The sequence below is a fragment of the Shewanella sp. SM29 genome, assembly GCF_025654245.1.
GTDB classification, from domain to species: Bacteria; Pseudomonadota; Gammaproteobacteria; order Enterobacterales; family Shewanellaceae; genus Shewanella; species Shewanella oncorhynchi.
This window is the reverse complement of the sequence record NZ_JAKKRN010000022.1, coordinates 1-12572: the sequence shown is the minus strand read 5'-3', so window position 1 is coordinate 12572 and position 12572 is coordinate 1. Positions and strand designations below refer to the sequence as shown.

Here is a 12572-nt window from a genome sequence, read left to right as displayed (position 1 = left end):
GGTTCTTAGAAGAAGAAAGCACTTGGTTGGAAAAGCTTCTCGACTTCGCCGACAAACTTTTTATTCACTAAGAACAAGATCACGTGATCCCCTTGCTCTATCACGGTTTTGTCGTGGGCCATCAGCACTTCATCATTGCGGACAATGGCACCAATCGTTGTCCCCGGTGGCAACTTAATATCACCAATGGCTTTGCCAACGACTTTAGAAGTGCTGGCATCTCCGTGGGCGATGGCTTCAATTGCCTCGGCCGCCCCACGACGTAGAGAGTAAACGTTACAGATATCACCCTGACGAATATGAGTTAATAGTGCTGAAATCGTCGCTTGTTGTGGTGAGATTGCAATATCGATGTTGGCTTCTTGCACTATATCCACATAGGCTTCGCGTTGAATAAGCACCATGACCTTTTTCGCGCCCATCCGTTTTGCTAGCAGGGCGGACATAATATTGGCTTCGTCGTCATTGGTGACCGCAATAAATACGTCGGTTTGGTCTATGTGTTCTTCGAGCAGTAATTCTTGATCTGAGGCATCACCGCAGAACACTGTGGTATTTTCCAGCTGCTCCGATAAGGCTTCTGCACGTTCTAATTTATGCTCAATCAGTTTGACCGAGTGGGTGCGCTCAAGGCGTTTTGCTAAACCTAGGCCTATGTTACCGCCACCGGCGATCATAATGTTGCGGTAGGAGTTATCGAGCTTTTGCATTTCGCTCATGACAGCGCGAATATGGCGACTGTCTGCAACGAAGAAGACTTCATCATCGGCTTCGATAATGGTCGTTCCGCGAGGCATAATAGCGCGGCCTTGGCGGAAGATCGCCGCGACCCGGGTATCAATATTGGGCATATGCTCGCGAAGTGCCGCTAATGCATTTCCCACCAGTGGGCCGCCGTAATAGGCTCGAACAGCCACTAGGCTCAAGCGGCCTTCGGCAAATTCAAGCACTTGTAATGCGCCTGGATATTCTACGAGTCGCTGGATGTAAGCGGTCACTAACTGTTCAGGGGCGATTAATTCATCGATTACGAAGCCGCCGCGGGGGCGACCGTCGCTATTTTTGGTTTCACTGTCGATAAAGAGTTTATCGCGCATCGCCAAATACGGTTCTGAGCGGATACGGGCAATTTTAGTCGGCGTACCAAAAAGGGTATAGGCAATCTGGCAGGCAGCCATATTACATTCATCACTATTGGTTACGGCGATAAGCATGTCGGCATCTTCTGCGCCCGCTTCTCTAAGCACATCAGGGTGAGCGGCATGGCCCGCTACGACGCGAAGGTCATATTTATCTTGCAGGGCGCGTAATCTGGATTTGTCATAATCGACAATGGTGATGTCATTGTTCTCACCCACCAAATTTTCGGCCAAGGTTCCCCCAACTTGACCCGCACCTAATATGATAATTTTCATGGCCTTGCTTACTTCCTAATCAGTCGCTTTCAATAAACGGGCATAATAAAACCCATCCATATTGTCTTGTCCTGGCGTGATTTGCCAACCTATATCCTGTGGCGAATTTTGCTGGGCAAGTGTGTCTAGCTTAGCATCTACCGTTCTATCTAAAAACGCACTGATCTGGTCGCGGTTTTCCTGCGGTAAAATCGAACAAGTGGCATAAAGAAGCGTGCCACCGGGTTTTAGCCACTTCCAGCAATGATCGAGAATTTGCTGTTGTAGTTCAGCCAATTCTTCAATGTCATGGTTTTTTCGCAACCATTTAATATCGGGATGGCGGCGGATCACTCCTGTGGCTGAGCAAGGCGCGTCCAGTAAGATACGATCAAATTGTCCGCCTTGCCACCATGAGTCTATGTTGGCCGCATCACCATGTATAAGCTCCGCTTTTAATGATAAGCGGTCAAGGTTCTGTTGCACACGTTCAAGGCGTTTGGCATCAAAATCAACAGCCACTAATTTGATACTCGGCTCAAGTTCGAGTAAGTGACAACTTTTGCCACCGGGTGCCGCGCAGGCATCGAGTATTAATTCATTCGATTGCGGGGCAAGTAAGGTCGCCGCCCATTGTGCCGCGCCATCTTGTACTGATGCCGCACCTTCATGAAAGTGTGGCAGTGTGGCGACATCCTTTGGTTGCGCTAGGAGAATGGCATCGGCACTGCTGCCTTCGCTCGCTTCAATGTCGATTTCGGCTAGGGCAGCGAGGTATTCGGCACGGCTCTGGGATAAGCGATTGTTACGCAGCCACATGGGCGGGCGTTCATGGCTTTGTTGAATGATGTCTTGCCACTGCTCGGGATAGGCTTCTTTTAAGCGCTTAATTAACCAAGCGGGTGTGTTATAGCTTAAGGTATCTGATCCAGTACTTAGCGGCGATAGCTGGCGCTGAATATTGCGCAGTACACCATTAACCACTTTGACCATGCCTTCAAATTTTAATTGGCGACAGGCTTCGGCGGTTTCTGAAATTGCGGCGTGGCTTGGAATACGAGTGAAGTACAGTTGATAGCAACCTACTATCAGGAGCTGGTGGATAATCCTTTGCTTACCTTTGAGTGGTTTCGCTAGGCATTCACTGATGCGTTTTTCTATTTGCGGCAGAGTGCGCATCACGCCATAGCAGATCTCGGCAAGTAGGGCTTTATCTTTGCCGCTGGCAAGATGTTTTTGTTGATCAGGCAATGCCACTGACAGTGACACGCCTTTTTCTAATACTTCGAAGATGGCTTTCGCAGCCAGCGCGCGCAAGTTCATACTATTGTGCCTCGTTTGCGAGGCGAGTATTCGGGCTAAACCATTCACCTCGAGCATTGAGAATATCGGCAACATTGAGCGGCTTTTTCCCTGGCAGCTGCATACTCAGCAGGGTTAACACACCATCAGCGGTGGCGACGTCTATGCCTTTTTTGCTGGCGCTGATAATAGTACCTGGAGCGGCTGTGCTGGTGGTTTCGCTGACTTGAGTTTGCCACACTTTTATAGTGTTACCTTGGTGCTCAAAGTAACTCACAGGCCAAGGATTAAAGGCACGGACTTCTTGCCATAACTGTTTAGCGGATTTATTCCAGTCGAGTCTGGCTTCTTCTTTGCTGAGTTTTTCTGCGTAGTTTGCTAAGGCTTCATCTTGTTTTTCAGCGGCTAAGGTGCCATTTGCCAAACCTTCGAGTGCTTGCAATAGGGCAACGGGACCTTGTTCTGCCAGTTTCTCGTAAAGGCTGGCTGACGTGTCGTTATCTTCGATTGGCAGATAGGTTTTAAGCAGCATGTCACCAGTATCTAAACCCACATCCATCTGCATAACGGTTACGCCAGTTTCTTTGTCGCCGGCCCAAAGTGCGCGTTGGATCGGTGCTGCACCGCGCCAGCGTGGCAAAATAGAACCATGAACGTTAATACAACCTAAACGCGGTGTATCTAACACAACTTTTGGCAAGATCAGACCGTAAGCGACGACCACCATGATATCGGCGTTGAGTGCGGCAAGTTCTTGTTGCGCGGGTTCTTTACGTAATGAGCCGGGTTGAAACACTGGAATACTATTGGCGATAGCGAGTTCTTTTACTGGGCTGGCGGTCAGTTTCTTGCCGCGGCCAGCGGGTCTATCGGGCTGAGTGTAAACGCCAATCACATTGTGGTGTGAGTTCAACAGTGCTTGTAAGTGGCGAGCGGCAAAATCCGGTGTTCCGGCAAAGATGATGTTGAGTGGTTTCAAATCTGATCCTATGCTTCTTTGGCGTCCAATCGGGCCGCTTTTTCAAGTTTTTGTTTGATCCGCTGACGTTTTAGCGGCGACAAATAATCGACAAACAATTTGCCTTTGAGGTGATCCATCTCGTGTTGAATACAAATGGCAAATAGCTCATCGGCCTCGACTATAAATTCGTTACCGTGCCTGTCTAAGGCTTTTACCGTGACAAATTCGGCGCGATCGACTTTGGCGTAAATCCCCGGAACCGACAGGCAACCTTCTTCATTGCAGAAGTCACCGCTGCTGGCGATAATTTCGGGGTTGATAAACACTTTGGGTCGTTCGACTTTATCCTGTAAGTCCATGACAATAAGTTGTTTATGGTAATCAACTTGGGTCGCGGCCAGACCGATACCTTTTTCTTGGTACATGGTTTCGAACATATCATCAATTTGAGTCTGCAGCTCGGCATTAAACTCTGTGATGGGTGTGGCTTGTGTTCGTAATCTTTCGTCAGGGAATTGTAATACTTTTAATAGTGTCATACATAAACTCTTAACAAGTCTGTCAAATCTCTGCCAGTTAGTTATACTGACTGATGCTAATGAGTTAATTTTAATCTTTAGTGCCTACCAATAACAGTAAAAGCTCAAACTAAGAGTTAAACAACATGGAAATACCCATGAAACGGTTAATTTTACTCGCGTTAATGACATTCAATTGCACGTTTGTTGCCGCAGATACCCTGACGCTTAAGGCGGGGCATCCTGAGTCATATGTAGTGAAAAAGGGCGATACTCTTTGGGATATCTCCGCCGCGTTTCTGAATGACCCATGGAAATGGCCGAGTCTTTGGGATGTAAACCCACAGATTGCTAACCCCCACCTTATTTACCCTGGCGATCAACTCACTCTAGTATTTATTGATGGTCAGCCCCGCCTTGTGCGTAATGGTGCTACTGTCGATAGTGCTAAACCCCATGTAAGAAAGAGTCCCGAGGGACGTGTCATTGCTAAGAGTAATGCTATTCCAGCCGTTGATTTAGCCTTGATTGAACAATATTTAGTGCAGAATCGGGTCGTCGAGACTCACTGGCTTACTGAGCAACCTATGGTGCTGGCAGGTGAAAGTCCATCGCGTCACCATATTGTGGGTGATGTGATTTATATTGATGCTGAACTGCCAATAAACCAAAAGTATGGTATTTACGAACGCGGTCGCGAGTTTTTCAATAAAGAGTCAGGCGAAGCGTTAGGACAAGAAGCCATTTTGTCGTCTACTGGGCAAGTGATTGAGTCTGGTAAGGTTTCAAAAATTAAGTTGCTAACGAGCTTTCGCGAAACCAAAGCGGGCTTCAGAGTATTGCCGATGGAAAGTGATTCCTTGATGTCAGCTTACTTTACTCCTAAACCTGCGGAATTAAAGATACCGGCTTTAGTGTTAGCGACAGAATCAAATTTGCGTGAAGCGGGTAAGTTGAATGTCGTGTACTTAGATAAAGGCACTCAGGATGGCGTCGAGCCTGGGGTGGTATTTTCTATTTATCGTGATGGTGAGGTTATTGTTATCAACAATGATGGTATGCCGGTTCCTGCAATTGAACGTACTGCCTATGATAACCTAATGGCGTCAGTCTCTTCGGATCGTGCAGTTAAGATGCCGGATGTTTATCATGGTAAGTTGTTAGTGTTTAAAGTGTTTGATAAGGCGAGCTTAGGTTTGATTGTCTCCACCGAGCGGCCTGTTCGTGTCGACGATAAGTTAATCGCCCCAGAATCTTTAGCCTTAAGAGGTCTATAATCTCTGAAAATTTGGTCGATTGGTTAGTTGTTTGTGCTGTATCTGGGCTAGGACCCGCTCGGATCCAACAATTATTAACGCACATGGAAGTGGACGACCTCAGACAAAGATTAGAGCATGAGAGACAAGCGCTACCTTTATCTGATCATCTGCTCCATAGCCTTGTTATTGATTATCAAAAAGTGGATGTCGCCCTCGAATGGCAACAGCAAGCCGCCGATCATCATCTGCTTTGTTTCTCTGATCCGCTTTATCCACCATTATTAAAACAACTCTCAGATCCGCCCGCCGTCCTGTTCGTTAAAGGTTGCTTAGAGGCGTTAGCCCTTCCTTATCTTGCGATTGTTGGCAGTCGTAATGCTTCTCCTGGCGGATTACAGGTCGCTTACCAACTGGCTGCTGAGATGTCCTCAATGGGATTTGGTATCTGTAGTGGCATGGCGATGGGGATTGATGGGGCGGCCCATAAAGCCTGTGTTGACCATCAAGGGCGCACTATTGCCGTACTAGGAACGGGCATAGAGATCATTTATCCACGAAAACATCGACAGCTTTATCATGATATTCAGCGGCAAGGCTGTATACTTAGCGAGTTTTGGCCTGATACTGGTCCCTTTGCGGGTAATTTTCCGAAACGAAATCGCATTATTAGCGGTCTATCTTTAGGTACTCTTGTGGTTGAAGCCTGTCGCAAAAGCGGCTCTTTAATCACTGCTAGGTTGGCGATGGAACAAGGGCGTGAGGTGTTTGCCGTTCCGGGCTCAATCTTAGGTGGTTACCATCAAGGCTGTCATGATTTATTACGTGATGGAGCAAAGCTTGTGGAAACTGCTGCCGATATAGTGGAAGAGTTGGCAAGTTTAACCGCTTTCCACCTTGAAGAATTGAAGTTATGCCACCATATACAGCAAGGCGAGATTTGTAATTTGCCATTTTCGTCTCTGTTAGCTAGTGTAGGTTATGAAACTACATCAATTGATGCAGTCGTTGAACATAGTGGAAAAACGATAGATCTGGTGTTAGAACAAATGCTTGAACTTGAGTTGCAAGGTTGGGTAATAGCAGTACCCGGTGGTTACGTCAGAGTAAAGAGGAGCTAGCCATGTTTGATATCCTCATGTATCTATTTGAAAACTATGTTCACAGTGAAGTTGAACTACTAGTTGATGAAGACGAGTTAACCAAGGAACTCACTCGTGCCGGATTTCATCAATCCGAGATTTTAAAAGCGTTAACTTGGTTAGAGCGCTTAGCTGAATTACAAGAAGGGGATAAACCTTATCTTTGTAATCACGATCAGCATTCGTTTCGTATCTATACGAAGGACGAAATGGACAAGCTGGATGTAGAATCCCGCGGTTTCTTGTTGTTTTTAGAGCAAGTTAAAGTGCTGAATGTCGAAACCCGTGAAATGGTGATCGATAGAGTGATGGAGTTGGATGAACCAACCCTGATTTTAGAAGATCTCAAATGGGTTATCTTAATGGTGCTGTTTAATGCTCCTGGCCATGAGTCCGCTTATGAGCAAATGGAAGATTTGATCTTCGAACAGCCTGAAGGCCGACTGCATTCTTAATTGTTGTGAAAGATGAATTATGAGAGAAAGGAGGCTAAGACCTCCTTTTTTGATGCCATAAATTCCTTGATGGCACTGCGCTTGATATCCTAATGCGCTACGACAGGTGGTGAATGATTATGTCTAAGATTGATGAACAATTATTTAGTGCCCACGAACACGCACTGGAAAAAGAATACGAACTTTGTCCCGAATGTGGCAGCGAGTTATCGGTCAAACACAGTAAGCACGGTGGTTTTATTGGCTGTAATAATTACCCTAGCTGTAATTACACTCGACCCTTAGTGCAGCACGAATCTATTGAAACTCAAGTGATTGAAGGTTCTGTATGCCCTGAATGCGGTCACGAACTGGCGGTAAAGTCAGGGCGCTTTGGGATCTTTATTGGGTGTACTCAATATCCTAGCTGCACGCATATTGAAAAACAGGATCAAGCGAGTGACAAGCCTGACATTCCTTGCCCTGAATGCAAAGCGGGTAAGCTTGAGCACAGAACGAGTCGCTTCGGAAAGAGTTTTTATGCCTGCAGTGCTTACCCTAAGTGTAAGTTTATTGTGAATTATCCTCCGGTTGCTGAAGCTTGCCCGAGTTGTGGTTTTGGGATCTTAGTCGAGCGTAAAGGTGCGGCTGGGATGCGTTTAGAATGCCCGCAAAAAAGCTGTAAATACAAAAGACCACTTTAGTTTATTGTGTGACCTGCATCTTAATATTTGGCCGATGAAAGTGGCTTGCGTATAATCCTCGGCTGACCGCTGATGGGGCGGTCAGTATTCGAATTTATCCAATAATTTGATTGTTGAAATCGACAATACTCAAAAGGTGATCCTAAGATGTTGCAGCTGCACCCATCTGACATAAAAGATATTGTGCTTAACGGTGGTGTCATCGCTTATCCAACCGAGGCTGTTTATGGCCTAGGTTGTGACCCTGATAACGACACTGCTATCCAAAAGTTATTGGCGGTAAAACAGCGCCCATGGCAAAAGGGACTGATCTTAGTCGCCAGTGATTTTCAGCAGCTTTTAGCTTATGTTGATGAATCACAATTAACGGCTGAGCAGCTCGAGTTTGCATTTTCCAAGTGGCCGGGGCCTTTTACCTTTGTAATGCCAATCAAAGCGCAGGTTTCAAAATACCTCTGTGGTGAATTTGACTCTATCGCAGTGCGAGTATCTGCCCATACTGGGGTGCAAGCCCTGTGCCGCGCGCTCAATAAACCTTTAGTGTCGACTAGCGCTAACCTTGCGGGTGAAGATCCAGCATTAACTGCCGATGAAATTCTCGCAGATTTTACAGGTAAAATTGATGCACTCGTATTAGGTGAACTCGGCGAACAACGTCAGCCCTCGACCATTATCGATGCGCGAAGCGGTAAGATTTTACGAAATGGACAATGAGCAAACCAATAATAAGGATAACAAGATGAGTGTGCCTGATGTTGCAGTGGTAAAAGCGTTTTTAATCGATCTACAAAACCGAATTTGTGCTGGTTTACAGGCGCTGGATGGCCAAGCCACGTTCGCCGCCGATTCATGGACTCGCGCCGAAGGCGGTGGTGGTACGAGCCGAGTATTAACCCAAGGTGCAGTGTTCGAGCAAGCTGGGGTTAACTTTTCCCATGTGACTGGCGCTGCTATGCCTGCGTCGGCTACGGCGCATCGCCCTGAGTTAGCGGGCCGTAGTTTTGAAGCTATGGGCGTTTCTTTAGTTATTCATCCTAATAATCCTTATATCCCAACGACTCATGCCAATGTGCGTTTCTTTATTGCTCAAAAAGAGGGTGCCGATCCCGTGTGGTGGTTTGGCGGTGGCTTTGATTTAACGCCTTATTATCCTTTCGAGGAAGATGTGCGCGAGTGGCACCAGACTTCTAAGGATATTTGCGCGCCTTTCGGGGATGAGGTTTATCCCAAGTATAAGAAATGGTGCGATGAGTATTTCTTCCTACCGCATCGTAATGAAACCCGCGGCGTGGGTGGATTGTTTTTCGATGACTTGAATCAAGCAGGATTCGAGCAAAGCTTTAGCTTTATGCAAGCTGTAGGTAATGGTTTCTTAACGGCCTATGCGCCGATTGTCGAGCGTCGTAAAGAGGCTGAATTCGGTGAGCGTGAGCGCGAGTTCCAACTCTATCGTCGTGGTCGTTATGTTGAGTTCAACTTAGTCTACGACAGAGGCACTTTGTTTGGCCTACAGACGGGCGGCCGTACCGAGTCTATCTTAATGTCAATGCCGCCATTAGTGCGTTGGCAATATGCTTATACACCAGAGGCGGGAAGCCCAGAGGCAGATTTGTACGATAACTACCTCAAACCCCGTGACTGGGTTTAGCCATTAATCTTAAAGAGTGGATGCGATGTCCACTTTATTGATTACGCATATGATCAGCCAGAGTTGAAATCGCCTCAAAGATGGCGGCTCGATGCTCTGGCTTATTAATGTTTTCTTCAATCGCAAATTTCATACAAAACAGCCATTGATCCCGCATCGCCTCATCGACGGCGAAATGCATGTGTCGTGCTCGCAATGCGGGATGACCATATTTCTGCTGATAGAGCTGCGGCCCGCCGAGCCAACCACTTAAAAATTCGAACAACTTCTGCTCTGATTCTGCGATTGGCGCCCTATGAATAGCAAATAGTGTTGTCGTTTCTGCCGAGCTTGCCATCTTCTGATAAAAACTCTTTGCGATAGCACGTATCACCTGTTCGCCGCCGATTAAATCATAGGCGTTAGATTGACTCGGATCGCGATCATCCTGTGGCGGAGTGTGTTTACTAAAAATCTTTTTAAGCCAGTTCATTGGAATAGTCGTTCACTAAAATAGAGAGTATTGAGCCGATGGCGCATTATAGCGTGAAACCCAACGTGAAATTTAGTTGAACATAATTCGTCTTGCCTAGGCTCAAAAGCGCGGTAGACTGCAAAGCCATTGAACCTAAAATTTAATATCGCTATGACAGACAGATACGCAGTGTTTGGCAATCCAATTAGCCACAGTAAATCGCCGTTCATTCATGGACAATTTGCCGCGCCCACCCAAGAGTTATTAACCTATGAAGCCATTCTTGCTCCGGTCGATGGTTTTGAAGCCTCACTGACGGCGTTTTTCAATGCGGGCGGCAAGGGCGCGAATGTGACAGTGCCTTTTAAGGAGCAAGCTTTTGCGCTGTGTGACAGTCTCAGCCCAGAGGCCAAGCTTGCTGGCGCGGTAAACACCTTAAGTTTATTGGCCGATGGCACTATTCGCGGTGATAACACCGATGGTTTAGGGCTGGTGGCCGATCTCATCGCTAACTTAGGCAGCCTGCAAGATAAGCGCGTGTTACTTATTGGTGCTGGTGGTGCGGCGCGCGGTTGTATTCTGCCGTTATTAAATGCGGGAATTGCGCAGATGATCATCAGTAATCGCACTCACACTAAGGCACAGCTTCTGGTCGATATCTTTACTTCGGTGGATAACGGTGCTTTCGCAAATAGAGTCACCGCCGTAGAAATGAATGAGCTTGTGGGCGAGTTCGATGTCATCATCAATTCAACCTCGGCCAGTCTTGCGGGCGAGTTGCCAACTTTGCCAGCGCATATCATCACCACCCAAACTGTTTGTTATGACATGATGTATGGCGCCTCGGTCACCGCGTTTAACCAATGGGCGCTATCTCAAGGTGCAGCTAAGGTTATTGATGGGCTCGGCATGTTAGTCGGACAAGCGGCTAAGAGTTTTACCCTATGGCGAGGTATCGAGCCCGATACTCAAGTGGTATTAAATCTTTTGAGGGATAAACTAATGGCCGAGCCTAAGTAGGAAGCATGAATCAAAGTATTCTTTTTCCCGAACTGCAATATTGGGACGACGCCCACAAGCGAGTCTGCTTTATCGCGCAGTCACAGGGGATGAACATTAAGTGCTATATCAGTGTGAATAAGTTAGCCGAGCTGAATGATTTCTCTGAACAGCCGAGTGCCAATGAAGCCGCCGCTATGCTGGCATTGTTTGATGCGGTGAGATTTGATGCCGAAGAAATGGCGGAAGACTTAATTGAAGCCGAAGAGTTTGATGAGTTTGGGGCAGTACACTTAGGCTAAACTTATCGAACTCAGATAGTTTTCTGAATCAGCGAATAGCAAAAGGCGGTAGAGACTCAATGAGTCTCTACCGCCTTTCTTATATAGCTATAGTGACACTAAGCGACTAACTATAAGAGATTAGCTATAAGTGATTAGATGTTCTGTAACTTAACTAAGTATTCGTTTTTCAGTCTGACATAGTTGTCGGCAGATTCTGGCAAAAAGGCAATTTCGGCTGGCGTTAATGGGCGAGCCTGCTTAACTGGGCTGCCTACATATAAATAGCCACTCTGTAATACCTTGCCCGGTGGCACTAAAGAACCCGCACCTAAGATCACATCATCTTCTAAAATCGCACCGTCGAGAATAATCGCACCCATGCCTACTAATACTCGGTTACCGACTTTGCAACCGTGAAGCATAGCCTTGTGACCAATAGTCACATCATCACCAATAATCAGTGGATGACCATCGGGACGAGCAGCTGACTTACGCGTTACATGCAATATGCTACCGTCTTGTACGTTCGAGCGTTTACCAATACGAATATGGTTAACATCACCACGCGCCGCCACCATAGGCCAAATACTGGCATCAGTATCTAACGCAATATCGCCAACAAGCACCGAAGCTTCATCTACATATACGTTATTGCCTAATTGAGGATGAATACCTTGGTAAGTTCTGAGTGGCCCTGACATAGAAAAGTCCCTAATTGAGTGGTTTTTAGCATTATAAAGGTTAAAAACTAGCGGGTCAGGTCAAATATCCAACGAACAGTGAGAAAATGACAATTATCTTAAAAATAGGGGTTGCGGACTTTCTCAATCTCCCTATAATGCGCATCCACTGACACGGCAGACAGCGAAAGCCAGCTGACGAGTTAGGTTGAATTGAGTCGCTTTTAAGCACTTAATTCAACGGCAGCAAGAAGTTGTAAAAAACTCCTTGACGCGAAACGGGAAATGCGTAAAATGCACGACCCTGAGCTGATGAAGTATCAGCACGACCCGCCTGCAACGGTATGTGGTCAACGCTCTTTAACAAGATAAAACAAGAAATCTGTGTGGACACTCACAGGTGTTGAGTTAATCGAAACTGCTTAACCTTCGGGTTGGCAGTCAAAAATTTAAATCAATGTAACAATGAGTGTTCATAGTAATATGTACAGTTTGTTTCTTTAGCGAGAAACAAAAAAATCAGAATTCATTGAGCCGCTGAAGTCGCAAGACGGAAGCAACAAAACTTTAATTGAAGAGTTTGATCATGGCTCAGATTGAACGCTGGCGGCAGGCCTAACACATGCAAGTCGAGCGGCAGCACAAGGGAGTTTACTCCTGAGGTGGCGAGCGGCGGACGGGTGAGTAATGCCTAGGGATCTGCCCAGTCGAGGGGGATAACAGTTGGAAACGACTGCTAATACCGCATACGCCCTACGGGGGAAAGGAGGGGACCTTCGGGCCTTCCGCGATTGGA

At 46.7% G+C, this 12572-nt stretch carries 14 protein-coding genes and 1 rRNA gene; 9 read left to right on the top strand and 6 right to left on the bottom strand.

Going from position 1 to position 12572, the window contains the following annotated elements; all coding sequences use genetic code 11:
- Window positions 1-5 precede the first annotated feature (5 nt).
- Genes trkA through def form a run of 4 tightly spaced genes read right to left on the bottom strand, consistent with a single transcriptional unit; the run spans window position 6 to window position 4196 of the window.
- Window positions 6-1415 (bottom strand): Trk system potassium transporter TrkA, encoded by a 1410-nt coding sequence (gene trkA, locus L5L77_RS15055; RefSeq protein WP_105250826.1) that lies wholly within the window; start codon window positions 1413-1415, stop codon window positions 6-8.
- A gap of 15 nt (window positions 1416-1430) precedes the next feature.
- A complete protein-coding gene (gene rsmB / locus L5L77_RS15050) occupies window positions 1431-2717 on the bottom strand; it encodes a 16S rRNA (cytosine(967)-C(5))-methyltransferase RsmB (protein ID WP_113941394.1) in 1287 nt (428 codons plus the stop codon).
- Between the two features lies 1 nt (window position 2718).
- Window positions 2719-3675 carry a methionyl-tRNA formyltransferase gene (fmt, locus tag L5L77_RS15045; RefSeq protein WP_131524501.1) on the bottom strand — a complete coding sequence of 319 codons (957 nt, stop codon included), beginning with the start codon at window positions 3673-3675 and terminating at the stop codon, window positions 2719-2721.
- Between the two features lie 8 nt (window positions 3676-3683).
- Window positions 3684-4196 (bottom strand): peptide deformylase, encoded by a 513-nt coding sequence (def, locus tag L5L77_RS15040; RefSeq protein ID WP_263223029.1) that lies wholly within the window; start codon window positions 4194-4196, stop codon window positions 3684-3686.
- 125 nt (window positions 4197-4321) lie between these two features.
- Between def and L5L77_RS15035 the strand changes: the two genes are divergently transcribed.
- From L5L77_RS15035 to hemF, 6 genes are all read left to right on the top strand, one after another.
- The gene (locus L5L77_RS15035) at window positions 4322-5452 is read left to right on the top strand and encodes a LysM peptidoglycan-binding domain-containing protein (protein WP_131524499.1); all 1131 of its coding nucleotides are present in this window, start codon (window positions 4322-4324) and stop codon (window positions 5450-5452) included.
- Window positions 5453-5535: 83 nt separating this feature from the next.
- The gene (gene dprA / locus L5L77_RS15030) at window positions 5536-6552 is read left to right on the top strand and encodes a DNA-processing protein DprA (RefSeq protein ID WP_263180059.1); all 1017 of its coding nucleotides are present in this window, start codon (window positions 5536-5538) and stop codon (window positions 6550-6552) included.
- 2 nt (window positions 6553-6554) lie between these two features.
- Entirely contained in the window at window positions 6555-7028 is a 474-nt protein-coding gene (locus L5L77_RS15025; RefSeq protein WP_006083793.1) for a DUF494 family protein, read from the top strand.
- Window positions 7029-7147: 119 nt separating this feature from the next.
- The gene (locus L5L77_RS15020; protein ID WP_105253028.1) at window positions 7148-7711 is read left to right on the top strand and encodes a type I DNA topoisomerase; all 564 of its coding nucleotides are present in this window, start codon (window positions 7148-7150) and stop codon (window positions 7709-7711) included.
- 147 nt (window positions 7712-7858) lie between these two features.
- The gene (locus L5L77_RS15015; RefSeq protein WP_105250832.1) at window positions 7859-8425 is read left to right on the top strand and encodes an L-threonylcarbamoyladenylate synthase; all 567 of its coding nucleotides are present in this window, start codon (window positions 7859-7861) and stop codon (window positions 8423-8425) included.
- A gap of 25 nt (window positions 8426-8450) precedes the next feature.
- Window positions 8451-9359: an oxygen-dependent coproporphyrinogen oxidase gene (gene hemF, locus L5L77_RS15010; protein WP_263186024.1), complete on the top strand. Its 909-nt coding sequence runs from the start codon at window positions 8451-8453 to the stop codon at window positions 9357-9359.
- 34 nt (window positions 9360-9393) lie between these two features.
- Here hemF and L5L77_RS15005 read toward each other — a convergent pair whose 3' ends face one another.
- Complete coding sequence (locus L5L77_RS15005) at window positions 9394-9831, bottom strand: group II truncated hemoglobin (RefSeq protein WP_263186023.1); 438 nt, start codon at window positions 9829-9831, stop codon at window positions 9394-9396.
- Between the two features lie 153 nt (window positions 9832-9984).
- Between L5L77_RS15005 and aroE the strand changes: the two genes are divergently transcribed.
- Window positions 9985-10833 (top strand): shikimate dehydrogenase, encoded by an 849-nt coding sequence (gene aroE, locus L5L77_RS15000; RefSeq protein ID WP_113941388.1) that lies wholly within the window; start codon window positions 9985-9987, stop codon window positions 10831-10833.
- Window positions 10834-10838: 5 nt separating this feature from the next.
- Window positions 10839-11114, top strand: coding sequence for a DUF1488 domain-containing protein (locus tag L5L77_RS14995; RefSeq protein WP_113941387.1), 276 nt, complete (start codon window positions 10839-10841; stop codon window positions 11112-11114).
- A gap of 134 nt (window positions 11115-11248) precedes the next feature.
- Here L5L77_RS14995 and L5L77_RS14990 read toward each other — a convergent pair whose 3' ends face one another.
- Complete coding sequence (locus L5L77_RS14990) at window positions 11249-11797, bottom strand: gamma carbonic anhydrase family protein (protein WP_263186021.1); 549 nt, start codon at window positions 11795-11797, stop codon at window positions 11249-11251.
- 547 nt (window positions 11798-12344) lie between these two features.
- Between L5L77_RS14990 and L5L77_RS14985 the strand changes: the two genes are divergently transcribed.
- Window positions 12345-12572: ribosomal RNA gene (locus tag L5L77_RS14985) — 16S ribosomal RNA — on the top strand; the annotation flags it as partial.

Bases quoted from the DNA above. Each gene is read 5' to 3' on its own strand.
- L5L77_RS14990 (WP_263186021.1), bottom strand. From the start codon at position 11,797: ATGTCAGGGCCACTCAGAACTTACCAAGGTATTCATCCTCAATTAGGC.
- dprA (WP_263180059.1), top strand. From the start codon at position 5,536: ATGGAAGTGGACGACCTCAGACAAAGATTAGAGCATGAGAGACAAGCG.
- aroE (WP_113941388.1), top strand. From the start codon at position 9,985: ATGACAGACAGATACGCAGTGTTTGGCAATCCAATTAGCCACAGTAAA.
- L5L77_RS15025 (WP_006083793.1), top strand. From the start codon at position 6,555: ATGTTTGATATCCTCATGTATCTATTTGAAAACTATGTTCACAGTGAA.
- hemF (WP_263186024.1), top strand. From the start codon at position 8,451: ATGAGTGTGCCTGATGTTGCAGTGGTAAAAGCGTTTTTAATCGATCTA.
- L5L77_RS15005 (WP_263186023.1), bottom strand. From the start codon at position 9,831: ATGAACTGGCTTAAAAAGATTTTTAGTAAACACACTCCGCCACAGGAT.
- trkA (WP_105250826.1), bottom strand. From the start codon at position 1,415: ATGAAAATTATCATATTAGGTGCGGGTCAAGTTGGGGGAACCTTGGCC.
- L5L77_RS14995 (WP_113941387.1), top strand. From the start codon at position 10,839: ATGAATCAAAGTATTCTTTTTCCCGAACTGCAATATTGGGACGACGCC.
- L5L77_RS15035 (WP_131524499.1), top strand. From the start codon at position 4,322: ATGGAAATACCCATGAAACGGTTAATTTTACTCGCGTTAATGACATTC.
- L5L77_RS15015 (WP_105250832.1), top strand. From the start codon at position 7,859: ATGTTGCAGCTGCACCCATCTGACATAAAAGATATTGTGCTTAACGGT.
- L5L77_RS15020 (WP_105253028.1), top strand. From the start codon at position 7,148: ATGTCTAAGATTGATGAACAATTATTTAGTGCCCACGAACACGCACTG.
- def (WP_263223029.1), bottom strand. From the start codon at position 4,196: ATGACACTATTAAAAGTATTACAATTCCCTGACGAAAGATTACGAACA.
- rsmB (WP_113941394.1), bottom strand. From the start codon at position 2,717: ATGAACTTGCGCGCGCTGGCTGCGAAAGCCATCTTCGAAGTATTAGAA.